The 21,699-nt window shown below is 67.6% G+C and carries 17 protein-coding genes, 1 tRNA gene and 2 pseudogenes; 13 read left to right on the forward strand and 7 right to left on the reverse strand.

All coding sequences use genetic code 11. The features are described from left to right. Positions 1-291 precede the first annotated feature (291 nt). A pseudogene (locus RM25_RS08395) lies at positions 292-1,622 on the forward strand (ISL3-like element ISPfr3 family transposase). 349 nt (positions 1,623-1,971) lie between these two features. On the opposite strand, the gene RM25_RS08400 reads toward RM25_RS08395, so the two are convergent. Continuing rightward, complete coding sequence (locus RM25_RS08400) at positions 1,972-2,343, reverse strand: hypothetical protein (protein WP_044636303.1); 372 nt, start codon at positions 2,341-2,343, stop codon at positions 1,972-1,974. Positions 2,344-2,539: 196 nt separating this feature from the next. Between RM25_RS08400 and RM25_RS12995 the strand changes: the two genes are divergently transcribed. Both RM25_RS12995 and RM25_RS08410 read left to right on the forward strand, forming a co-directional pair. Further along, positions 2,540-4,705, forward strand: coding sequence for a DNA-processing protein DprA (locus RM25_RS12995; protein WP_197703702.1), 2,166 nt, complete (start codon positions 2,540-2,542; stop codon positions 4,703-4,705). Between the two features lie 3 nt (positions 4,706-4,708). Next, a complete protein-coding gene (locus tag RM25_RS08410) occupies positions 4,709-6,178 on the forward strand; it encodes a PrgI family protein (protein ID WP_044636304.1) in 1,470 nt (489 codons plus the stop codon). A gap of 3 nt (positions 6,179-6,181) precedes the next feature. Here the strand turns inward: RM25_RS08410 and RM25_RS08415 are convergent, their stop codons facing one another. Next, positions 6,182-7,876: a hypothetical protein gene (locus RM25_RS08415; protein WP_044636826.1), complete on the reverse strand. Its 1,695-nt coding sequence runs from the start codon at positions 7,874-7,876 to the stop codon at positions 6,182-6,184. A gap of 136 nt (positions 7,877-8,012) precedes the next feature. On the opposite strand from RM25_RS08415, the gene RM25_RS08420 reads away from it, so the two are divergent. After that, positions 8,013-8,840, forward strand: a complete 828-nt coding sequence (locus RM25_RS08420) for a hypothetical protein (protein ID WP_044636305.1) — start codon at positions 8,013-8,015, stop codon at positions 8,838-8,840. Further along, a complete protein-coding gene (locus RM25_RS08425; RefSeq protein WP_044636306.1) occupies positions 8,837-10,336 on the forward strand; it encodes a VirB4 family type IV secretion system protein in 1,500 nt (499 codons plus the stop codon). Before RM25_RS08420 ends, RM25_RS08425 begins: the two co-directional genes overlap by 4 nt. Here RM25_RS08425 and RM25_RS08430 read toward each other — a convergent pair. Further along, the gene (locus RM25_RS08430; protein WP_311318736.1) at positions 10,324-11,112 is read right to left on the reverse strand and encodes a helix-turn-helix domain-containing protein; all 789 of its coding nucleotides are present in this window, start codon (positions 11,110-11,112) and stop codon (positions 10,324-10,326) included. The two genes, RM25_RS08425 and RM25_RS08430, sit on opposite strands and share 13 nt — an antisense overlap. 239 nt (positions 11,113-11,351) lie before the next feature. Between RM25_RS08430 and RM25_RS08435 the strand changes: the two genes are divergently transcribed. From RM25_RS08435 to RM25_RS13260, 7 genes and pseudogenes are all read left to right on the forward strand, one after another. After that, positions 11,352-12,197, forward strand: coding sequence for an aldo/keto reductase (locus RM25_RS08435; RefSeq protein WP_232004102.1), 846 nt, complete (start codon positions 11,352-11,354; stop codon positions 12,195-12,197). A gap of 224 nt (positions 12,198-12,421) precedes the next feature. Beyond that, on the forward strand, positions 12,422-12,973 hold the full coding sequence (locus tag RM25_RS08440) for a hypothetical protein (RefSeq protein WP_044636308.1): 552 nt from the start codon (positions 12,422-12,424) through the stop codon (positions 12,971-12,973). Further along, positions 12,970-14,748 (forward strand): type IV secretory system conjugative DNA transfer family protein, encoded by a 1,779-nt coding sequence (locus tag RM25_RS08445; RefSeq protein ID WP_044636309.1) that lies wholly within the window; start codon positions 12,970-12,972, stop codon positions 14,746-14,748. The genes RM25_RS08440 and RM25_RS08445 overlap by 4 nt, the downstream gene beginning before the upstream one ends. An 84-nt stretch (positions 14,749-14,832) precedes the next feature. Continuing rightward, on the forward strand, positions 14,833-15,273 hold the full coding sequence (locus RM25_RS08450; RefSeq protein WP_044636310.1) for a single-stranded DNA-binding protein: 441 nt from the start codon (positions 14,833-14,835) through the stop codon (positions 15,271-15,273). A 19-nt stretch (positions 15,274-15,292) separates the two neighbouring features. Continuing rightward, entirely contained in the window at positions 15,293-15,850 is a 558-nt protein-coding gene (locus tag RM25_RS08455) for a hypothetical protein (RefSeq protein ID WP_044636311.1), read from the forward strand. Between the two features lie 4 nt (positions 15,851-15,854). Beyond that, complete coding sequence (locus RM25_RS08460; RefSeq protein WP_044636312.1) at positions 15,855-16,082, forward strand: hypothetical protein; 228 nt, start codon at positions 15,855-15,857, stop codon at positions 16,080-16,082. Positions 16,083-16,318: 236 nt separating this feature from the next. Continuing rightward, positions 16,319-17,305 (forward strand): annotated as a pseudogene (locus tag RM25_RS13260) (recombinase family protein); the annotation flags it as partial. A 613-nt stretch (positions 17,306-17,918) separates the two neighbouring features. On the opposite strand, the gene RM25_RS08475 reads toward RM25_RS13260, so the two are convergent. The 4 genes from RM25_RS08475 to RM25_RS08490 all read right to left on the reverse strand — a co-directional run bounded on the left by RM25_RS08475 (position 17,919) and on the right by RM25_RS08490 (position 20,945). Then, positions 17,919-17,991: transfer RNA gene (locus tag RM25_RS08475), tRNA-Ala, on the reverse strand. A gap of 75 nt (positions 17,992-18,066) precedes the next feature. Further along, a complete protein-coding gene (locus tag RM25_RS08480; protein ID WP_036941773.1) occupies positions 18,067-18,870 on the reverse strand; it encodes a hypothetical protein in 804 nt (267 codons plus the stop codon). 74 nt (positions 18,871-18,944) lie between these two features. Then, on the reverse strand, positions 18,945-19,655 hold the full coding sequence (locus RM25_RS08485) for a GNAT family N-acetyltransferase (protein ID WP_013161663.1): 711 nt from the start codon (positions 19,653-19,655) through the stop codon (positions 18,945-18,947). 3 nt (positions 19,656-19,658) lie between these two features. Continuing rightward, complete coding sequence (locus tag RM25_RS08490) at positions 19,659-20,945, reverse strand: molybdopterin molybdotransferase MoeA (RefSeq protein ID WP_044636315.1); 1,287 nt, start codon at positions 20,943-20,945, stop codon at positions 19,659-19,661. A 14-nt stretch (positions 20,946-20,959) separates the two neighbouring features. Here RM25_RS08490 and RM25_RS08495 point away from each other — a divergent pair, with 14 nt between their 5' ends. Continuing rightward, positions 20,960-21,673, forward strand: coding sequence for a 5-formyltetrahydrofolate cyclo-ligase (locus RM25_RS08495; RefSeq protein ID WP_052809168.1), 714 nt, complete (start codon positions 20,960-20,962; stop codon positions 21,671-21,673). Positions 21,674-21,699 lie beyond the last annotated feature (26 nt).

A 21,699-nucleotide genomic window follows, 5' to 3' on the forward strand; every position in this document is an offset into this window, starting at 1 on the left:
CAACACCCAGCTGGGCATATCCCCTGGGCAACGACCCATTCCTTCCAGCGCGTGGAGACAAGGACGTCAGAGACTGGCACTTCTCGCAGACGCCGTTCCCCGTGTCAAGAACGTCCCACCGTACTGAGTTTCAGGAACCAGTGTCCTCCGATCGAGTTCGTCGGAATTGGGCTCTTCCCAGATGAGGGTGTAGCGCACGTCGCGCGGCGGGCCGGCGCGTCGGTGGCCGGATAGAGGTCGAGGTCTCCCGAGGATGAGAGCTCCTACACACTCAGCCCGAAAGACCTCGACGTGCACGACGCTACCGTCGGCGGGCGCGCTGATGCGTTCGCCAGCCCCGACCTGACTGCCTTCTGCCGCCTCGACGAACTCGGCCTCGTTGTCACCGGGCAGCGACTCGAGCCGGATCGTGCCGTATTGGCCTGCCAGGTGGTCGAGCCCGACCAGTGGTGCCGGCGCTGCGGCTGCGAAGGGAGACCACGTGACACCGTGGTCCGACGGCTTACCCACGAACCACTGGGCTGGCGGCCCACGACGCTGGAGGTCGTCGTGCGCCGTTACCGCTGCAGCGGCTGCGGGTATGTGTGGCGCCAGGACACCACCGCCGCGGCCGAGCCCCGGGCCAAGTTGTCTCGGCGCGCTCTGCGGTGGGCGCTGGAAGGGATCGTGGTCCAGCACCTGACCGTGGCTCGGGTCGCCGAGGGGCTCGGGGTGGCCTGGGACACCGCCAACGACGCCGTTCTGGCCGAGGGCAAGCGGGTGCTGATCGACGAGGAGCACCGCTTCGAGGGGGTGAAGGTCGTCGGGGTCGATGAGCACGTGTGGAGGCACACCCGTCGCGGCGACAGGTACGTCACCGTGATCATCGACCTCACCCCAGTGCGAGATGGCACCGGCCCGGCACGGCTGCTGGACATGGTCGAAGGACGCTCCAAGCAGGCGTTCAAGACCTGGCTGGCCGACCGCCCGCAGGAGTGGCGCGACGGCGTGGAGGTGGTCGCGATGGACGGCTTCACCGGGTTCAAGACCGCCGCCGTCGAGGAACTGCCCGACGTGGTGACCGTGCTAGATCCCTTCCACGTCACGCGCCTCGCTGGCGAGGCGCTCGATGAGTGCCGACGGCGAGTTCAGCAGGCCATCTGTGGGCACCGCGGCCGCAAGGGCGACCCGCTCTATGCCGCCCGCCGGACCCTGTCCACCGGCGCCGACCTGCTCAACGACAAGCAGAAGGACCGACTGGACACCCTGTTCGCCGACGACGCCCACGTCGAGGTCGAGGTCACCTGGAGCGTCTACCAGCGCATGATCGCCGCCTACCGCCACGAGAACCGGCGCCACGGCCGCGAGCTGATGGCCCGGCTCATCGACTCGATCAGCACCGGCGTCCCCAAGGCCCTGGTCGAGATCACCAAGCTCGGCAGGACGCTGAAGAAGCGCGCCGCCGACGTCCTGGCCTACTTCGACCGGCCCAGCACCTCCAACGGGCCCACCGAGGCGATCAACGGCAGGCTCGAGCACCTGCGCGGCTCGGCGCGGGGGTTCCGCAACCTGACCAACTACATCGCCAGATCCCTGCTCGAGACCGGCGGGTTCAGACCCGACTACACCCTGGATTCGGATGAGCCCTCAAACCCTTCTGCGCCGCGAACAGGTCGACGATCTGGTGTCGGAGTATCGGTCGGGAGCGACGCTTGTGGAGCTGGCGGCGCGGTTCCGCGTGAACCGCCGAACTGTGGCCGCCCATTTGGTTCGTCGGGAGGTTCCGATCCGACGCGGGAGCTTCGACCCTTCCCGCATCCATGAAGCAGCCGACCTCTACCTCAGCGGACTGACGCTGGCAGAGGTCGGCGTAAAGGTTGGGGCGGGGCCTCAGGCTGTCCGACGGGCTCTCGCATCGCATGGCATCGTGATCCGGCCTGGCGGTGGGCGCCGGTCGCGAGTCTCCTCGTCCCTGGCCGCAGTCGGCTAATTCTACGCGTGCAGAACCGAGACGCGAGTATCTGCGTCGGCGGACGCCTCGCGGCGCTGATGGCGACGGATCGCAGCCTCGTGCAGGCGCACACGGACGAGCAGAACAATGCTCACGGGTCCGATGATGACGAACTTGAGTGCGTTCCAGCACGCCCACAACACGATGAGGTGCAGCCAGCCGGGTCCGCCGTCGGCGACCGTGGCCGAGCAGGTGTAAGCGATCAGGAAGTACGGGAGAGCAACCAGCATCGCGGGCAGCCCCCACTTGAGTCCGCGTCGGGTGCGGATGGCTGCGAGCAGTCGGTTGCTCGGCATGTAGCGATGCAGGTAGTCGCGGGTGCGAACGCTGAGCGTCCAGATGAAGCGGAACATGACCGGCCTCTCGTCACACGTGTTTCTCCGTCGAGGAGGCAGAACGTGTGTGAGTGCCCGAAGGCCGTCCCGGAGGACCCGCAATATGAGGAGAACCTGCCTCATCCTCCACTTTACGCCGGGGTCGGCGTTCACGGAACCCTCCGGTTTCCGCGTCGCCGCGCGTACCTCTCTGTGCGAGCGAGAGGAGCCGACGATGGCGAACCTGAGCCAGGTAGCACAGGGCGAGCGCACGGCACGAATGGCGCTGTCGATGATCGTCGAACCAGACGACGCCGTGACAGGCCGTCTCCTGGGCGAGGTGGGAGCGGTTGAGGTGCTCCGGCTCGCCGAGCGTGACGATGGCGTGCCGGGCCTCGGCACCGTTGACGCACGGGTCTGGCGCGCCCAGTTCGAGCGTCCGGACGCTCAGACACACTCCCAGCGCATCGTCGAAGCCCAGCGCATGGGTATCGGAGTGTTGATCCCTGGCGACCAAGATTGGCCGTCCGCGCTCGACGATCTTGGTGATCGGCGACCATACGTCCTGTGGACTCGTGGCGCTTCCTCGTTCCTGGCGCGACCGCTCCGCGAGTTTGTCACGATCACCGGCGCCAGGGCCGCGACGTCCTACGGCGAGCACGTGGCCGGAGAACTGGCTTCCGACCTCGCCAACGCTGAGCGGGTCGTGGTTGCGGGCGGTGCGTACGGCATCGAAGGAGCTGCCCATCGAGCGGCCCTGGCATCCGGTGGCGACACGATCGCGGTCATGGCGAACGGCGTTGATCGCCCCTACCCGATGGGTCACCGCGAGCTACTTGAGCGAGTGGCGGACCTCGGCCTCATGGTCAGCGAGGTTCCACCCGGTGCCGTGCCTACGCGCCACCGCTTCCTCGCTCGGGCGCGGCTGATGGCCGCGCTCTCCGCAGCAACCGTCGTAGTTGAGGCTGGCGTCCGCTCTGGATCGATGGCCGTCGCACGGCGCGCGCACGAGCTCGGCCGCGCCGTAGGTGCTGTTCCCGGTCCGGTGAGCAGCGCAACGAGTGTTGGTCCGCATCAGCTCCTGCGAGACCGCATCGCTTCCTTGGTGGCGGCCCCGTTCGACTGGCTCGCCCAGGCGATGGGTGCCGCCGCCGGGTGGCTGTTCGACGCGGTCTGGTCGGTGTTCGACACCACCACGCTGGTGGATGTCACCAAGCCCGGCTACGTCGCCGTCTACAACCTGCTGTTCGGCATCGCGGTCTTCGTGATGCTGATCTTCTTCTGCCTCCAACTCATCACCGGCCTGATCCGCCGAGACCCCACCGCGCTCACCCGTGCCGCGCTCGGGCTGGCGAAGTCTGTCCTCGGTTCGTTCGTGGTCATCACGCTCACGGCGCTGTTGTTGGAAGTCGTCGATCAGCTGTGCATCGGGGTCGTGCAGGCTGCCGGGGAGACTACCGAATCGATGGGCGACAAGATCGCCCTCCTCGCAGCGGGACTGGTCGGCATCAACATCGCTGCGCCCGGGGTCGGGGGGATCATCACCATCTTCATGGCCGGCCTCGCCATCACCGCTGCCGCGATCGTGTGGCTCTCGCTGCTGGTGAGGAAGGCGCTGCTGCTGGTCGCGGTGGTGTTCGCTCCGCTCGCGTTCAGCGGTGCATCCTGGGACGCCTCGCGTGGGTGGATCGGGAAGTGGGCGATGTTCGTCGTCGCCCTGATCTGCTCCAAGCTCGTCCTGGTCGTCATGTTCCTCGTGGCGATCACCCAAGTTTCCGCACCCATCGACGCGGACTTGGCGTCGGTCAGTGATCCCATCGCGGGGATCGTGCTGATGGCGATGGCCGCGTTCGCCCCGTATCTGACCTACAAGTTCATCGCGTTCGTCGGGTTCGACATGTACCACGCGATCGGCTCCGAACAGGACGCCAAGAGCGCCCTCAACCGCCCGATCCCGGTTCCGCCCAAGCCGCAAGGCGGCGCAGACCCGAAGAAGGTTCTCGACGGCAGCAGTGGCGGAGGGAACGCAGGTGGAAGCTCTGGCGGAGGGGGTGGGAGCAGCGCGCCACCGCCGCCGAAGACCCCGGCGCCGACACCCGCGGCGAGCGGCGGAGGCGCGGCAGGCGGAGGCGGAGCAGCCGCTGCCGGTCCCGTGGCCGCAGGCATGGTGGTTGGGGCGAGTGTCGCCAAGGGCGCCGCCACCGCCGGCCCCAAGGCCGGGACGGCGCTGGGAGCCCAGGGCGAGCACGCCGCCGACGCAGCAGCCCAGACACCACCACCGCCCGCAGCATCAACGGCGGAACCGCCGCCGAGCCCCGCGCCGCGCCCGCCAGGCGCTGACCCGTCACCGCCACCGCCGAAGCAGCCCCCGCCGCCTGCCCCACGCCCACCGAAGGAGTAGACGATGAGCAGCACGAACAACGACCGGCAGACTGCGGGCGAGCTGGTGCCGGTGAAGTTCTCCCGCCTCACCCGACGCGGTGTCCTTCTCGGGCTGTCGCTGACCCAGCTCATCGCCCTCGCCATTGGTGGAGCGACGTTGATCGGCGCGTTCTATGCCGGCGGCGGGATGCTGCTGGCCTACACCGCACCGGTCTGGGTACTCGCCGCCGCACTGACCTGGATACCCATCGCGGGCCGACCGAACGTGGAATGGCTACCTATCGCCTGCTGGTGGCTGTGGCGCACCACCGGCGGGCAACTGCTGTACCGGCGCCGGATCGTGGTGCCTCGCCCCGTCGGGACGCTCGCTCTGCCTGGTGACATGGCGCGGCTGCGTGAGTACACCGACCCTGACACGGGCGCTGGGATGATCCACGACCCGCACGCCGCCACCCTGACGGTGGTGTGTGAGGTCACGCATCCCGCGTTCGTGCTCCTCGATCCTGGCGAGCAGGAACGCCGCGTCACATCCTGGGGCCGAGTCCTCGCGACCGTGTGCCGGTCCGGGCGCATCGCGACCCTGCAAGTTCTCGAACGCACCCTCCCAGACTCCGGCACCGGCCTGGCCGAATGGTGGGCCGCTCACGGCACCCCGGACGGGTCATGGGCCGCCGACACCTACGCCGAGTTGATTGAGCGTGCCGGTCCCGCCGGTGAGCGCCACGCCACCACGCTCTCGCTGTCGCTGGACATGCGAGCCAGTGCCCGGCAGATCAGAACCGCCGGTGGCGGGATACGCGGTGCAGCCGCCGTCCTGCGGCAAGAAATGAGCACCCTGGTCGCTGCGCTCCGCTCCGCCGACCTGTCACCCTCGGGATGGCTCACCGCAGGGCAGATCGCGGTCATGCTGCGCTCGGCCTACGACCCGGCGATCGCCGCGACACTGGAACGTCACGGCCGGCTCGGCCAGTCGCTCGCGACAGCGGGACCAGTTGCAGTCACCGAGACCTGGGGCCGGTTGCGCACCGACTCCGCTCACCATGCGGTGCTCTGGGTCAGCGAGTGGCCGCGGTCGCTGGTGTATCCGGGGTTCTTGTCGCCGGTGCTGCTGTCCACCGGCATCCAGCGCTCGTTCTCTCTGATCTGCACCCCGATGCGCTCCGACCAGGCCGCCCGCGACATCCGCAAGAAGAAGGTCGAGCACATCTCCGACCAAGCCCAGCGCGCGAAGATCGGCCAGATCGAAGACGCCTCCCAGACCGCCGAGTACCACGACGTGCTCCAGCAGGAAGCCGACCTCACCGCCGGGCACGGCATCCTGCGCTACTCCGGCCTCATCGCCGTCTCCGCACCCACTATCGAAGAACTCGACGCCGCAGTCGCCGCCATCGAACAGGCCGCGATCCAGGCCTCCTGCGAGACCCGACTCCTCGTCGGACAGCAAGCCGCCGCCTTCACCGCCGCAGCGCTCCCGCTCTGTCGCAGGGTGTAGAGGCTATGCGGACGGCAACTCAGCAGCAGAGGCAATGGCAGCCCGAGCTTCGGTGCGACCAGAAGCGCCATCTGCGATCACAGTCACCAGGGCATCGATGCTCTCGTGGTCGGCGTCAGCAGGGAACATCCACTGGACGTCACTTCGTTCTGTAGTGACGCCGATGGTTGGCCGCACTCGCTCTCCGTGATTCGTTCTCGGACGCACGTACTTCACCTCATCGAGTGGGTACGTGGTGCCGAGCTCGCCACGACGTAGAAGCGCCTTCGGTGTCGCGGTGACGATTCGACGGTCTGTCACCGCGACAAAGGTGCTGGACGTGAGCATTTCGGCCATCGCGCCGGCCCTTCCGGGGGCGAGCGCGTCCCAGGCCGTATCGACACGCTTGGCCAGGAGCACTGGCACCACTCCTGCGAGGTTGTGTGCGCCGGTCTCGTACGGGAATGCAATGCTGCGGAGTTGTTCACCGTCTTCCAGGAACCACCGAAGCACGTGCAGATAGGGATCAAGATCGAGCCCTTCGGGTGCGCACACTGTGGACGGCACTGCTGGCATCTCGACTGCTGGCTGGAGCATGTCGGCCAGGGGCTCGATGGCTTCGAGGAGCTGCTTGCACGTGAGCTGAGACGCCTTTGCATCTTTCCGCTTCTTCGTGAGAGGCACGGTAGCGCGACCGGGGAGCTCGGCGATGATCCGCAACTCACGCACGAGTGACTCGGTCAACGAGCGGATTTCGGAGAGCGACTCGTTGATCTCGGCGGGAGTGTTCCGGGCGATCCGGTCGAAGAGCTGCGCTTCGCTCTCGTCATTGGTGCTTCGTGTTCTGGCGAGGGCAGCCCGGACCGCCTGGTACTCCGCGTGGGTCTTCAGCGAGCTGAGCAACGCGTAGGTATCGAAGACGATTGCTTCGGCGTTGGATTCGAGGTACTGGCGGCGAGCGCGACCCTCCACCTTCCCGAGTTCCTGGACGTGGCCTGCCACGTTCTTTCGGTACAGCTTCAGTTGCTTGCGGATGTTGGGGCCGCTGGGAGCGATGGGCTCCCAGACAGAGTCTGTGATGGCGTCGAGTTCGCGGGTCTCCTTGACCGCCTCATCGACGGACTCGGCCAGTCCTTCAAGCTCCGCCCATTGCTCGTTTCGGATGGCTTTGAGCGTCTGCGTCGTGAGCTGGATGTTGGTACGAACGAGGCCGGATATCTCGCCGAGCTGCATTTGGAGCGCGATCATGGCGACGGCCGGGCCGATGGCTGCGATCGCTGTAGCGGCTGTCATCGAAGCGGGGATGAAACGCGCCTGGGCGACCAGTTCGCCGTTCTTGAAGATCGCCCCGAGCTTGGCGCCGTCCTTTGCTGCCATCTGTCCGCCGCTCTTCAGCAGGGACAGCGTGGCGTCGTTGACGCGGAAGAGGCCTTGCGCGCTCGATACAGCTTCCGCAACGTTTCCGACGATGGTGCCTGCGTTGCCGAGGGAGCCAAGGGCGGTGGAGAGCTGGGCGCGGTCAAAGGAAGGCACCATGTCGAGGCTGATGAGTTCAAGACCGTCGGGGACTTCGCCGAATACGACTGCGACACCTGGTGTCACCTCGACGAGGATCGTGGACGTTGCGAGTTCAAGCGCGTCGGACCTGATCTGACCATCTTCTTTGGCCTGCCCGCCAATAGCCTCGTCGCTACCGGACTCGCCGCGCGCGTCGTCCATGTGGGCTCTCCTTCTCGCCGGTGACTGCCTCGTGCCTCCCTCCGACGCCTCCATCAAGTATGTCACAGCCACCTCCGACAGCCCCGGGTGCTTCACAGCGCACCTCCTCATCACACGACTCCCGAGGAGGCCGACCATGCCCACGTTCTTCGATTCGACTGCTGACGCTGCTGAGGCGTCCGAGGCTTTGCGGGGGTTGGCTCATGCGAGCCGTGCGTTCGATCAGCCTGCGCAGATGTACGGGGTGATCGGCGATCTGTCGTCGGGGATGCGGTCGCTGCGGCAGGTGCTCGATCAGATCGCCGATGTTCACGAGCGCAAGGCCGCGCACGCGTTCAATGACGACGGCAACCACGAGGCCGGAGTGCGGGATGCGTTGGCTGCTGCGGAGGAGTTGCACCTGGCGGCGAGCCTCGTAGATCGGGCCTACGACCGGATCGCCGAGGGTTTCATCGCGGCCGGCCGGATCGCATGGCATCCTGACCCCGCCGTCGAGGAGGCCGCACCGTCCAGGTGGGTCAACGTGGTGTTCCTCCAGGGTGATGAGGCCGACAGGCCGTTGCGCATCCTCGGCGAGCTGGGGCATGTCGACGCGGTGGACTTCCTCGCGCAGTGGGACTACGGAGATGAGACCACGCAGGCTGCGCTGGAGAACGGGTACGTCTACGACGAGCCCGGCGATGCCACCAACGACCAGGTGGCGATCTCCGGCGACTACGCGCTGGTCGTCAACCCGCACCTCGGCTACGTCTCGCTGCTGCGCCGCTACACCGAACCCGGTGCCGAGGCTCAGGAAGCCGAGCAGGCCGGGCCGTCCCCGATGCGGGACGGCCCGGAGTTGCTGGTGTCGTACTCGTCGCCAGGCGCACCGAAGCGGACGGATGCTCCTTCGAAGCGGGAGGGGTCGTGGTTTGAGCCGGCGAAGATCGCTGCGGTGAAGCAGGCGCGAGGGCTGGGGCTGTGACCCAGGATTGGGAGCGGCTGCACACCGCCGTTCTGGTGGCACCGTCGAAGGAACGGCGGAAGCTCCGTAAGCAGCGCCGTCGGGCAGAGGCACGGCTCCATGCCGAGCAGCGCAAGTCCGCGCTTGCGGCCGCGAAGGCGAAGGCTGAGCAGGAGCGGGCCGAGCGGCGCGCCACGGTCTACCTGCCGAAGGCCGGCGAGGCGGGTGCCGCGCGGTTGCGGACGCCGGGCCGGTTTCATCTGACGCGGCATCAGGACACGTCGGCGACGTTGGCGGGTGCGTATCCGTTCGTCGCCGAGGGTGGTCTCGGTGCGGATGGGGTGTTCGTGGGGCAGGACCTGTATTCGGGTGGGAGTTTCGTCTACGACCCGTGGGTGCTGTACGCGCGCGGGATCATCACCGCACCGAACGTGGTGGTGGCCGGGATCGTCGGCTCGGGGAAGTCGAGCCTCGCGAAGTCGCTGCACACGAGGTCGTTGCCGTTCGGGCGGCGCGTGTATGTTCCCGGCGATCCGAAGGGCGAGCACACCGCGGTCGCCAACGCTGTCGGCGGACGCGCGATCGTGCTCGGCCACGGCCTCAACACCCGCCTGAACCCACTCGATGAAGGTCACCGGCCCAGCGGCCTGTCGGATGAGCAGTGGGCCTCCACGGTTGCGGCGCGGCGGCGTGACCTGATCGGCGCACTGGCCGAGACGGTGCTCGCGCGCGGGTTGTCGCCGTTGGAGCACACCGCGATCGACATCGCCCTGACCCAGACGGTGCGGGAGAACGACGTGCCGATCCTGCCGATGGTCGTCGATCACATTCTCGCCCCGAGCTCGGATGCCGACGGCCGGTTGGCCGAGGACGGCAGGCTCGTCGGTCACGCGCTGCGCCGTCTCGTCGCGGGCGACTTGGCCGGATTGTTCGATGGGCCTTCGACGGTCGCGTTTGATCCGTCGTTGCCGATGATCTCGCTCGATCTCTCGCGGGTCACCGAGAACTCGACCCTGATTTCGGTGTTGATGACGTGCTCGTCGGCGTGGATGGAGTCCGCGTTGCTCGATCCGAACGGTGGGCAGCGGTGGGTGATCTACGACGAGGCGTGGCGGCTCATGTCCCACCCGGCGCTGTTGCGGCGGATGGATGCGCACTGGCGACTCGCGCGGCATTACGGGATCGCGAACATGCTGATCTTCCACAAGCTCACCGATCTCGACAACGTGGGCGACCAGGGCTCCGCTATGCGTTCGCTGGCCAACTCGCTGCTGGCGAATGCAGAGACGAGGATCGTGTACCGGCAGGAGTCCGACCAGCTCGGGCCGACCGCGAAGGCTCTCGGGCTGACCGGGACCGAGCAGCAGCTCTTGCCGAACCTCGGCGTCGGACAAGGCCTGTGGCGGATCAAGGCCAGGAGCTTCGTCTGCCAACACCAACTCCACCCCGACGAACTCGCCCTATTCGACACCAGCAGCCGTGCAGCCGGGAGAAGCCCGCGAGTCTATGACATGTGAGCCGCTGGCTGCCGGTCGGCGACCCAGCTGCGCAGCATGTCTAGAGCGTCCGCGGACGGGGTGCCGGGCTCTGGCAGATAGGTCGTGATCGAAAGGCCTGGCGTGGATTGGATCGCGAGCACGTCATAGCCGATGGTCAACTCGCCGACGACAGGATGGTTCAGGCGTTTCGTGCCGCTGGTGTGCGTGCGGACGGTGTGCGCACCCCACCAGGTGCGGAACTGGTCGCTGTGCGTCGAGAGTTCCCCAACAAGGCTCATCAGGGCGCGGTCGGCGGGGTCGTGCCCGGCAAGCAGGCGCAAGGCCGAGACGGATTCGCGGGCGCTTTTCTCCCAGTCGGGGTAGAACTCCTGCGACCGCGGATCGAGGAACAGATACCTTGTGTGGTTCAACGGCGGAGCGTTCTCCGGGAACAGGTGCGGGAACAGGGCCCGACCCAGCGCGTTCGATGCGGCCGGGTCGCCGAGCCGGGTAAGGGAGATCGCGGGTACATCTCGCATCGCGTCCAGCATCCGCGCGATTCGCTCCGATACCCGTGGTGCAGGCTTGACGCGCCCTGGCCTGCGGGGGCCGGTCGCGGTGCGGGCGAGATCGAGCAGGTGCGTTGTCTCCACGTCGTCCAGGTGGAGGGCCCGGGCGAGGGCGTAGAGGACGGACTCGGAGACCCCGGCGAGGTTCCCACGCTCCATGCGCGTGTAGTACGCGGTGGAGACCCCAGCGAGTTGAGCGACCTCCTCGCGGCGCAGGCCCGGAACCCGGCGTTCTCCGCCGAAAATCGTCGCCCGGCCTGCTCTGGGGTCAGGCGGGCACGCAACGCGGTGAGGAACTGCTGCACCTCCCGCTTATTGTCCATACCCTCAAGGTTACGACCGCACGCTGTGGGGCTGGGAGTCATGGCCGGTATCTCCCAGCCCCTGGTGGCGTGGGTGATAACAGCAGTGTCTCCCGCACCCGGCCGCCTGGTGCCTAGCGTGGACGTATGGCTACTCCCACGATCACTTTGAATAATCGCGTCATGTTGCCCGCGCTCGGGTTCGGGGTCTTCCAGACCCCGCCCGATGAGACCGCGACCGCGGTGACGGAGGCGCTGCGCGTCGGCTACCGGCACATCGACACGGCCGCCGCCTATGGCAACGAGAACGGTGTCGGCGATGCGCTTCGCGCGTCGGGCCTTGCCCGTGATGAGGTGTTCGTGGAGACGAAGCTGTGGATCAGCGACTACGGCTACGACGCAGCCTTGCACGGGTTCGAGAAGTCCGCCGCGAAGCTCGGCGTCGACCAGATCGACCTGCTCCTGCTTCACCAACCCCTGACCGAGAGCTTCGACCGCACCCTTGACGCCTACCGCGCGTTGGAGCAGCTCTACGCCGACGGCAAGGTGCGTGCGATCGGGGTCTCCAACTTCATGCCCGACAAGCTCACCCGCCTCCTGACGGAGACGGACGTGGTACCTGCGGTGAACCAGATCGAGGTGCACCCCTACTTCCAACAGCACGAGCTGCAAGCCCTGCACGCCGAACACGGCATCCTCACCCAGGCATGGTCGCCGATCGGAGGTATCACGATCTACGGCGGCGGGCAGCAGAGCACCCTGGATAACGAAACCATCGGCGAGATCGCGCGGGTTCACGGGAAGTCCCCGGCACAGGTGATGCTGCGCTGGCATGCGCAGGAGAGCCGTTCGGCGATCCCGAAGTCGGTCAAGCCTCACCGGATCGCAGAGAACTTCGACATCTTCGACTTCGAGCTAAGCGCGGAAGAACTGGCGGCGATTGACGCCCTGGACACCGGGGTGCGCAGCGGCCCCGACCCGGACTCGATCACGATGGAGAACTACGGGATGCCCATCCCCGAAGCCTGATCCTTCGTCGGCGTTGGACTTGACGTTTGCAGGGTCGGGGTAGGCAGGCCAGAGACTGGGGCTCGGCCCCTGTTGTTTCGGCAGCGGTCTCGGAAAGCCAGCGCCGTCGGAGGTCCTGCGGCCTCTTAGGGCGCACCCCGTAGGGCGCGTGCACACCTGCCAGACATGAGCCTGCACCCAGACCATGACTCCAGCGACCTCACCCCACTCCGGGCTATCGGCCGATGAACCTCACCGGCCCGCGCCGATCCACCCCTACCGACGACGAGGCGACTGCTCCCGTCGAGCTGCCGCACGTCCTCGTCACCGTCGCCGAAGACGGCACACTCACCGCGATGGTAGATGGAGCACCGTTCCCGTCGCCGGACGGGACCGCGTGGACGCGGGCGACGTTCGGGCCGCTCATGGATGCGATCACCAAGGATCGCACCATCGCGGTCCGTGTCGAGGTGCGCGAGAGCGACGGTAGCGTCTTCACCGACATCCTCCGCACCCGCAAGCCTCGACGCGCAGTGGCACCGTCCGAGAACTCGGTGCCGGAAACTCGTCGGAGTCGTCACGCCCGACGGGTGCCGCGCTTGTCTGAGGTCACGGCTCACGGGTTCGTGCCTGGCGAGGATGTCGCCGTCGCGACGATCGTCTCCCATACCGACGCCACCGGAACCGGGGAGGCACGTGCGCTCATCGACCTCGACGACCTGCCCGCCGGAACATCGCACGAGGTGATCCTGTTCGGGCGTATCTCGGGCACGCTCGCGGTGCGGCGGCTGATATGAACCAGCGGCAGGCCGGGGGCATGGGCGACGAACTCACCAACGCCGCCCTCGTTGGCCTGGTCGGCATGTTCGGGATCGCTCTCGTCCTCCGTGCCGCTGGCAGCGTCGCCGCGTTCCTCACCGGCACACCGCAGCCCGACGTCGGCGCAGCGGCGGCGCTCGCCGTGCTGTTCAACCCCGGCGACCCGGCGACCGCGCTCGGTGCCGACGGACTCAACCCGGTGGTTTACTGGCTCGTCAGCGCGGCACTGCTCGGCGGACTCGCCGCCGGGATCGTTTGGGTCTGGATGGTCCTGCGCCGACACACGCGGAAGACAGAGACCGACCCGCACCGACTCGCCGGGATCGCGACCAGCCACGAGGTCAAGACCGTGGCATCCGCGAAAGCGCTGCTTCACCGCGCGGCCATGCTGCGGCCCTCATGGGAGTCGCCAGCACCACAAGATGTCGGCTACCTCCTGGGTGCCAGTCGCGGGACGAAGGTCTGGGCATCGGTCGAAGACTCGATCCTGCTGATCGGCCCGCCCCGCTCCGGCAAGGGCCTGCACGTCGTCATCAACGCGATCCTCGACGCACCCGGCGCGGTCGTCACCACCAGCACGCGGCCCGACAACCTCACCGCGACCCTCCGCGCCCGACGCCGCAAGGGCGGACCGGTCTCCGTATTCGACCCTCAACACCTCGCCGAAGGCATCCCCGCCGGGCTGCGCTGGTCACCCATTCGCGGCTGCGACGATCCGCTGACCGCGATGATCCGCGCCAACGGCCTCGCCTCCGCCACAGGACTCTCCGCGGGAGGGGTCGAGTCAGGCGGGTTCTGGGAAGGCAAAACCCGCACCGCACTCCAAAGCCTGCTGCACGCCGCAGCGCTCGACGGCCGCCCGCCCGCCGAGCTGTTCAGGTGGACCCTCGATCCCAGCGCCGCATCCGAGGCCGTCGCGATCCTCAACTCCCACCCGAACGCCGCGATGGGCTGGGACGACTCCCTGGCCGCGATGATCGACGCCGACCCCAAGACCCGCGACAGCATCTGGCAAGGTGTCTCCCTCGCGCTCGCCGCACTCGCCGACCCACGAGTGCTCGATGCGGTCACACCAGGCCCGCATGAGCACTTCGACCCCGAGACCTTCCTCACCGAACAAGGCACCCTCTACCTGCTCGCCACCGGTGCCGGTGCAGGAGCCTCCGCATCGCTGGTCGCGGCATTCGTCGAAGACCTCATCGAAACCGCCCGCAGGCTCGCCGCCCGCTCACCCGGAGCGCGACTCGACCCGCCAGTGCTGCTCGCGCTCGACGAGATCGGAAACCTCGCACCACTGCCGTCACTGCCGACGCTCATGGCCGAAGGCGGTGGCACCGGGATCACGACCATGCCGGTCTTGCAGTCCCTCGCACAGGCTCGCGACCGATGGAGTGAACACCAGGCCGGCGCGATCTGGGACGCCAGCATCGTCAAGATCATCCTCGGCGGCGCGTCGAACAGCCGCGACCTTCAAGACCTCTCCACCCTCATCGGTGAGCGTGACGAGTACACCGACAGCGTGACCCTCGGCGACCACGGCACCCGCTCGAACCAACGCTCGATCCGCCGCGTCCCGATCCTGCCTCCAGACCGCATCCGCACCCTGCCATTCGGCACCGGCATCACGATGCTGCGCTCCGCGCCACCCATCGTCACCGACCTGCGGGCCTGGCCGACACGGTCTGACGACGCGCAGCTCCGCAGCGATCGCGACGAACTCGAAGCGCTGCTGCGCCACCGCCCCGCCTCCTGACGACTGGCGCTTGGGCGCCAAAGCGCACCTGCCTGACAGAGCGACCCACACGCAGTTGGTCGCCCGAGTCAGGAGGAGGCCATCATGGCCATTCACACGCAGGAATCGCTGTCAGGCTTCATCGCGTCGGAGCCGTTGCTCACCGAGACGGCCAAGGGAGACGCCAGGTTCTTCGCCCGTATCGGCAAGGAGCATTTCCGCCGCGAGGACGACGGCTCTTTCACGCAGACCGAGACGACCTACCACCACTTGGTGATGTTCGGGCGTTCCGCTGAGCATGCGCACGCGAACTTCGCGCAGGGCGACAACTTCGTCGCCGAGGGCTACACGCGGCCGGTCAGCTACGAGCGCAACGGTCAGGCGATCGAGGGCGAGGAGTTCGTTGCCAAGAAGATCGGCCATGACGCCGCGCGAACCCGCTACGAGGTGGACCGCACGCCGCGCAATGGAGTCGGCCGGGACGCAGCGGCGTACGAGCCGACGCAGCGAGCAGCGACCGCGGCGCACGCCCCGGTCTCCATGTGAGTTCGGGAGCGACAGCACCATGAACGATCAGCATGAGATGGATGAGCCGGACGTCTTCGACGGGCCGCCCCGTGTCACCAACGCGGACATGCCCGAGCCGCCTCACCCCGTGAACTGGAACCTGCTGACGGCGCACGAGCTGGAGCAGGAATGGCTCGCGCTGAACCGGTGGGTTGATTGGCTGCGTCGCACCTACGGCCTCACCGTCGCGGTGGTGCCGCCGTTCTGGCATCACCACCCGGAGATGGTTTGGGAGCTGTCGGCGCTGCACCTGCATTGGCTCGGTGCCTACGACCCCGAGCAGAACGCCTCCGCGCCGCTCGGCTGGCACCGCGACTTCGCCGACGCACGAGAGCGCCTTCGCTATTGGGTCACCGCCTGCGGTACTCGTGGAGACCGAGACCGCCCGACCCGGCAAGCTGCTTGGCCTGGTGAGGACCCGGCGCCGACGATCCAGGACTTCACCTTCACCGACCGCGACACCGAATTCGTCGAGTTCGTCATCGCGCAAGTCCGCAAGCGCCAGGAGGCCGAAGACGAGTTCTACGCCAGCCTGGACGACGACGAAGCGCCGTAGACCGATGAGCCGCTACGCCAAGAAGACCGATCGACGCCCGTATGAGGAGCGGTCGTTCTCCGTACGTGCCATCCACCGCGAACGCGCCGACCTGCACAAGCTCGCCGAGGTTCTCATCCGGCTGACGTTGCAGGAGACCGGCGAGAGCCGCGCGGCCCGCGCGGCCGATCGGGTCCCCGACACCTACCGGGCGCCGACGAATGTCCTGGCCGCCCCAGAAGCCGCCCGGTAGAATCAACCGTGCAAGCCTCGCGATGCGGGGTGTTGTGGCCTAAACCTCGCCGCTCGGCGGGCAACACGCACCGAGACCATCGGGTCTCGCCCTACAGCCTTCATCGGCTGCTCTCACGATCAACACCCCTCCCACGAACAGTTGGGAGCGCGAGGGTCGAACCGCGTGAGAGTGAGCCCCCGATGACCACCATTGCCGATGATCCGGCTGTCAGCCTCATCGACCCGCCCAAGACAATGGCTGCCGCCGTGTCGTACCTGCGGGTCTCGACCCGCGAGCAGGCCGAGAAGGGCGGGACCGACGAGGGCTTCTCGATCCCGGCCCGGCGCGAAGCGACCCGGCGCAAGGCCGAACAGCTCGGTGCCGGCATCGTTGAGGAGTTCGTCGACGCGGGAGCCTCAGCCAAGTCGTCCGACCGGCCCGAGCTGATGCGGATGATCCAGTACGTCAAGGCCAACAAGGTCGCGTACTGCATCGTTCACAAGGTCGACCGGCTCGCCAGGAACCGCGCCGACGACGTGAGCATCCACCTCGCACTCCAACAGTGCGGGGTCATGCTTGTGTCCGCGTCGGAGAACATCGACGAGACCCCTTCCGGGATGCTGCTGCACGGCATCATGTCCACCATCGCCGAGTTCTACTCTCGGAACCTCGCCACCGAGGTCGCCAAGGGCATGACCCAGAAGGCCATCGGTGGCGGCACGAACGGGCGCGCGCCCATCGGCTATCTGAACGTCCGCAAGCGCGACGAGCTCGGGCGTGAAGTCCGCACCATCGAGCTCGATCCTGAGCGGGCGCCGATGATCGAGTGGGCGTTCAAGGCGTACGCCTCAGGTAACTGGAGCGTGAGCCAGCTCCACGACGAACTCACCTCGCGGGGGCTGCGCAGCCTGCCGACGCCGAAGCGGCCGGCGAAGCCGTTGGCGGTGTCTACCATCCATCGGCTCCTGACCAACCCGTACTACAAGGGCGATGTCATCTACCGAGGCACCCGCTACAAGGGCAACCACCCGGCGCTCGTGCCTGCCGAGGTCTGGTACCAGGTCCAGTCCGTGCTCACCGCGCACCAGTGCGCCGTCGAGGCGACCCAAGTCCACGGCCACTACCTCAAAGGCACCGTCCACTGCGGCCAGTGCGGGTCCCGGCTCATCGTCTCGAACGCGAAGAACCGGCACGGCAACGTCTACTGCTACTTCGTGTGCTCGGGTCGGCACTCCAAGCGCACCGACTGCACGCGCCAGGCGATGCTCATCGAAGACGTCGAGAAGCTCGTCGAGGACTACTACACCCGCGTCCAGTTCACGCCCGCCCAGCAAGACGCCCTCGCAGGGATGCTCCACCACGAGTTCGACCGACTCATGGCCGCCGAAACCGAAGCACTGGAACGACTCACCACCAACCGCGACCGGCTCGAAAGCGAGCAAGACCGCCTCATGCAAGCGCACTACGCCGACGCGATCCCGCTCTCCGTGCTCAAGCGCGAGCAAGACCGCATCGTCGCCGAACTCGATCAGGTGACCCGCCGTATCGACGCCCACTTCGGTGACTACGCCGACGCTCGCGCCCACCTCGACGACGCCCTCGGCCTGCTCGCCAACTGCGCTGACATCTACACTCGCTGCGACGACACCAACCGGCGGCTATGCAACCAGGCGTTCTTCACAAAGGTCTACATCGACGAGGACAACGAGCTGCGCGTCGAGCACAACCGGCCCTTCGAAATGCTCCTCGATCCGCAGGTCAACGCCAACGCGCTGACCTGGGCCGCAGACGTGAACAAGGCCCGAACCTCTGCCAACGTTTCCATTGGCAAGGGTTCGAGCCTTGTGCGTGCGGTGGAGCTAGGGGGATTCGAACCCCCGACCTTCTCATTGCGAACGAGACGCGCTACCAACTGCGCCATAGCCCCAGATCATCGAGCCCAACGAGCTCTTTGAGCGGGAACCATCCTAGCACCTCACGGCGACTGGACCCCACTCGATTCCTACTCCCCGACCGCCCTGGGCAGATCGCCCTCGTCGCCACCGTGATCATGGCGACCGTCCTGCGCGGCCCGGATGTCAGTTGTGTCGTCGACATCCTCGGGACGCTCGGCGGTCACCGGCATCTTCGGTTGCGCCGGCGGATCAGCCGTCATCGTCAGATCGATGGTGCGCACCGAACGCGGCACCAACGGCTTCGACACGTAGGTGGGCGGCGTGACCGCAATCGGCTCCCACAGGTCACCGATCGTGGAGTCCACCGGCAGGTTCAGCGGAATCGAGATCTCGGTGTTCTCATCATGCACATGGGTGAGGTCCACCTCACAGACGGTGACTGTGTCCTCGGCCCAGTCCTGATCGGCGGCTTCCAGCTGGTCGGCGATCATTGCGTTGACGGTGTGCACGCTGATGCGGCTGAGCACCACGAACACGGCCAGCACGCCCACACCCACCAGGGCAAGCCACCAAGGGGCGGGGGTGATCACCGAGACCACCACGCCGGCCACCATCACCAACAGGCTGCCCAGGAAACCGGTACGACGGCGCCGCATCGCAATCTGGGCGGCCCGACGCGTCTGGAACAACACCGAGTCGCGCTGCAGCGGCGTGGAGATCTGCAGGCTCGGATCGGTGGGCTCCGCGAAGTCATCCTGTCCGCCACGGCGCACCAGGTGCATCGGGCTGGCCAAGGCGTCGCGCGCCGCGCTCAACGTGGGGGAGATACTGACCTCTTTGTGCAACAGGAACCGCGGCACGAGATAGGCCAACCAACCGGCGACGATCGCCAGCCAGATAAGCCCAGTCATTCCCACGAGCCCAACGGTATGGGCAATGGGCCCGCGCCTCTCAACGCAACGCCGCAGGCACGCAAACTGCCTGCTCAATCCACAGCATCGCCGGCCGCTTTCGCCGGGTTCGTCGCGGCGTCCTGCACCCGCTGCTCCACCAGTGCACGCACCAGTCCCCCGGCCGGGCATTCCTCGCTGGTCATCACGAACACCAGGTGGTCGCGCCAGTCACCGTCAATGTGCAGGTAACGGGGCCGCAGGCCCTCCCGGCGATACCCGAGCTTGTCGACCACGCGCAGGCTGCGTTGGTTCTCCGGACGGATGCAGATCTCCAGGCGGTGCAACTCGAGCACCTCAAAGCAGTAGTCGGTGGCGATCGCCGCAGCCAGCGGCACCAGGCCGCGGCCCGCATGGCCCTCGTCGATCCAGTAGCCGATCGAGGCGAAACGGCCCGCCCCGTAGACGATGTCGGCAACCGTCAGCTGGCCGACGATCGGGGCGCGCCTCCTGCGACGTGCCTCCCCGCCGCCTGCCGCCCCGGGGTCCAGGGTCAGCAGCCACGACAACTGCGTGGCAGCACGTCCCCGGGCGCGCTGTTCGGCCACCATGCGCCCGAAGGTCAGCGACCGCGGCACGCCCTGCGGCGGCACCGTGGTGTCCCAGGGGCCGGTCCACTCACGGTTCCGGGCTCTCAGTTGACGCAATTCGGCCGCGTCCCGCCGTTCGATCGGACGCAGCGCGAGCGGGCCGAAGCGCAGTGTCAGGGGCCAACGGTGTGCCCGGGGCAGGTCCAGGTCGACCATGGTTCAGTCGCGATCGAGCAGCCAGCAGGTGACCACGGCGCCGGCGGCGATCGTGCCGAGCTCGGCCGGCAACACGATCAGGGCGTCGGCATCCACCAGGGTGGTGAGGCTGCCCTGGGCAAAGTCCAGGGGCGTCACCGACCATTGTTGGGCGTCGCGGGTGATCACACCGGCAACCACCTGCATCAGTCCCGCCTCGCCGGAGACGTCCATCGTCAACCGGCAGTCGGCGCTGGACAGCGCCATGTCACGCGCACCCATCAGGGTGCGGATCAAGGGGTGTGCGAACAGCTCGAAGGCCACATAGGCCGCCAATGGATCGGCCGGCAGCATGACCACCGGCACCTCGTCTTGGCCAATGATCCCGAAGCCCTGCAGGCCGCCGGGCTCCATGGCAACCTCGGCAAAATCGGTCTGCCCGAGGGATTTCAGGCTGCGCCCCACCAAGCTGTCCCGTCCGCCGGCCGTGCCACCGCAGATCACCATCAGATCGGCCCGGATGAGCTGGTCAGAGACCACTTCGGCCACGTCATCGGGCGTGGTTCCGGCCACGGATTCGCGCCACACCTGGGCGCCATCGGCCTTGGCTGCGGCCGCGACCATGTGCGACGCGGCGTCGCGGCGTCGTTCCGCCATGGAGGCGGGCGCGTCGTCGGCCAATTGCTCCCCCACGGCCAGCACGACGATCCGCGGGCGAGGGCGGCAGAAGACCTTGTCGAAGCCGGCGCCGGCGAGCAGGCCGATCGCCCGGGCGTCCAGCTGCTTGCCGGCATGGATCAGCACCTCGCCCATGGCTGCATCGATGCCGGTGGGACGGACGTGTTCTCCGGTCACCACCGGCGCCAGCAACGAGAGCTCCTGACCCTCGCGGCGCACCTGCGCCAGCGGCAGCACCGCATCGGCACCGGGCGGCATGGGCTGACCGGCATAGACGGGAACCGCCGAGCCGACCTTCTGCACATCGCCACGCACGCTCAGCTGCACACGCGTGCCCACTGCGGCGTCGCGCACATCGAGCGCAATCACCGCATAGCCGTCGCTCTCGGCCTCGGGCAACGGGGGCAGGTCACCGTCGGCCACGAGGTCCTCGCACAGCGACAGTCCCCAGGCGTCGAGCAGGCGCATGCCGAAGGGCATCAGCGGCTGCACCTTCGACAGCAGGAAGTCACGGTGCGCCGAAACCGACCGCAATCCATTGGCCTGCGGTGCGGGCGCACCGGGCAACGTGGGGTCGGGTTCTGGCTCCGGTTCGGCGGCGACCGGCGCCTGCTTGCGTCCAAAGAGGGCCATATTGCCTACGATAGGTGCATGTCTGGGCCCAACACCGCGGGACGCACCGCGCCCGATGCAGGCGGGCAGAGCACGCCCCCGCCGCGGGCGGGCCGAACGCGCCCCCCACCGAGGGCGGCCAGAACACAAAGGCGCAGCTGCGTCGCCTCGCGCGCCGCCGCCGGGCCGACCGCACTGCCGACGAACGCCGCGAGGCCACCCGTGAACTCACCGGGCGCGTGCTCGACCTGGCCCGTGGCCGCATTCCGAACGACGCGGTGATCGCCAGCTACCTGTCGCTGCCCGATGAGCCGGACACCCATCCCCTGGTCGATTCCTTCCTCGAGGCCGGCTACCGGGTGATGGTGCCCTATATGACCGGCGGACCGGCCGCCGACGACATCGACTGGGCCTGGTACACCACCGGCTCGGAGCTGTCCCCCGGCGTCCTGGGCATCGATCGACCCCGGGGCGAGCCGCTGGGCGCCCCTGCGCTCAGCCGGGCGAGCGTGGTGATCCTGCCGGGACTTGCCGGCGGACGCGACGGCTCACGCCTGGGCATGGGTGCCGGCTGGTACGACCGTGCGCTGGCACACACCCGCCCGGGCACCCTGCTGTGGCTGCTGTTGTTCGATGACGAGGTCACCGACACCCTGCCCCAGGAACCCCACGACCATGCCGTGGGCGTGATCATCACCCCCCATCACACGATCGTGACCGCCGACAACGGCAACCGCCCGGCCGTGTGAACGCACCCCGGCAGCCACCTGCCGAC

Source organism: Propionibacterium freudenreichii subsp. freudenreichii, assembly GCF_000940845.1.
Lineage (GTDB): Bacteria > Actinomycetota > Actinomycetes > Propionibacteriales > Propionibacteriaceae > Propionibacterium > Propionibacterium freudenreichii.

Bases quoted from the DNA above. Each gene is read 5' to 3' on its own strand.
- RM25_RS08400 (WP_044636303.1), bottom strand. From the start codon at position 2,343: ATGTTCCGCTTCATCTGGACGCTCAGCGTTCGCACCCGCGACTACCTG.
- RM25_RS12995 (WP_197703702.1), top strand. From the start codon at position 2,540: ATGGCGAACCTGAGCCAGGTAGCACAGGGCGAGCGCACGGCACGAATG.
- RM25_RS08410 (WP_044636304.1), top strand. From the start codon at position 4,709: ATGAGCAGCACGAACAACGACCGGCAGACTGCGGGCGAGCTGGTGCCG.
- RM25_RS08415 (WP_044636826.1), bottom strand. From the start codon at position 7,876: ATGGACGACGCGCGCGGCGAGTCCGGTAGCGACGAGGCTATTGGCGGG.
- RM25_RS08420 (WP_044636305.1), top strand. From the start codon at position 8,013: ATGCCCACGTTCTTCGATTCGACTGCTGACGCTGCTGAGGCGTCCGAG.
- RM25_RS08435 (WP_232004102.1), top strand. From the start codon at position 11,352: ATGTTGCCCGCGCTCGGGTTCGGGGTCTTCCAGACCCCGCCCGATGAG.
- RM25_RS08440 (WP_044636308.1), top strand. From the start codon at position 12,422: ATGAACCTCACCGGCCCGCGCCGATCCACCCCTACCGACGACGAGGCG.
- RM25_RS08445 (WP_044636309.1), top strand. From the start codon at position 12,970: ATGAACCAGCGGCAGGCCGGGGGCATGGGCGACGAACTCACCAACGCC.
- RM25_RS08450 (WP_044636310.1), top strand. From the start codon at position 14,833: ATGGCCATTCACACGCAGGAATCGCTGTCAGGCTTCATCGCGTCGGAG.
- RM25_RS08455 (WP_044636311.1), top strand. From the start codon at position 15,293: ATGAACGATCAGCATGAGATGGATGAGCCGGACGTCTTCGACGGGCCG.
- RM25_RS08460 (WP_044636312.1), top strand. From the start codon at position 15,855: ATGAGCCGCTACGCCAAGAAGACCGATCGACGCCCGTATGAGGAGCGG.
- RM25_RS08480 (WP_036941773.1), bottom strand. From the start codon at position 18,870: ATGACTGGGCTTATCTGGCTGGCGATCGTCGCCGGTTGGTTGGCCTAT.
- RM25_RS08485 (WP_013161663.1), bottom strand. From the start codon at position 19,655: ATGGTCGACCTGGACCTGCCCCGGGCACACCGTTGGCCCCTGACACTG.
- RM25_RS08490 (WP_044636315.1), bottom strand. From the start codon at position 20,945: ATGGCCCTCTTTGGACGCAAGCAGGCGCCGGTCGCCGCCGAACCGGAG.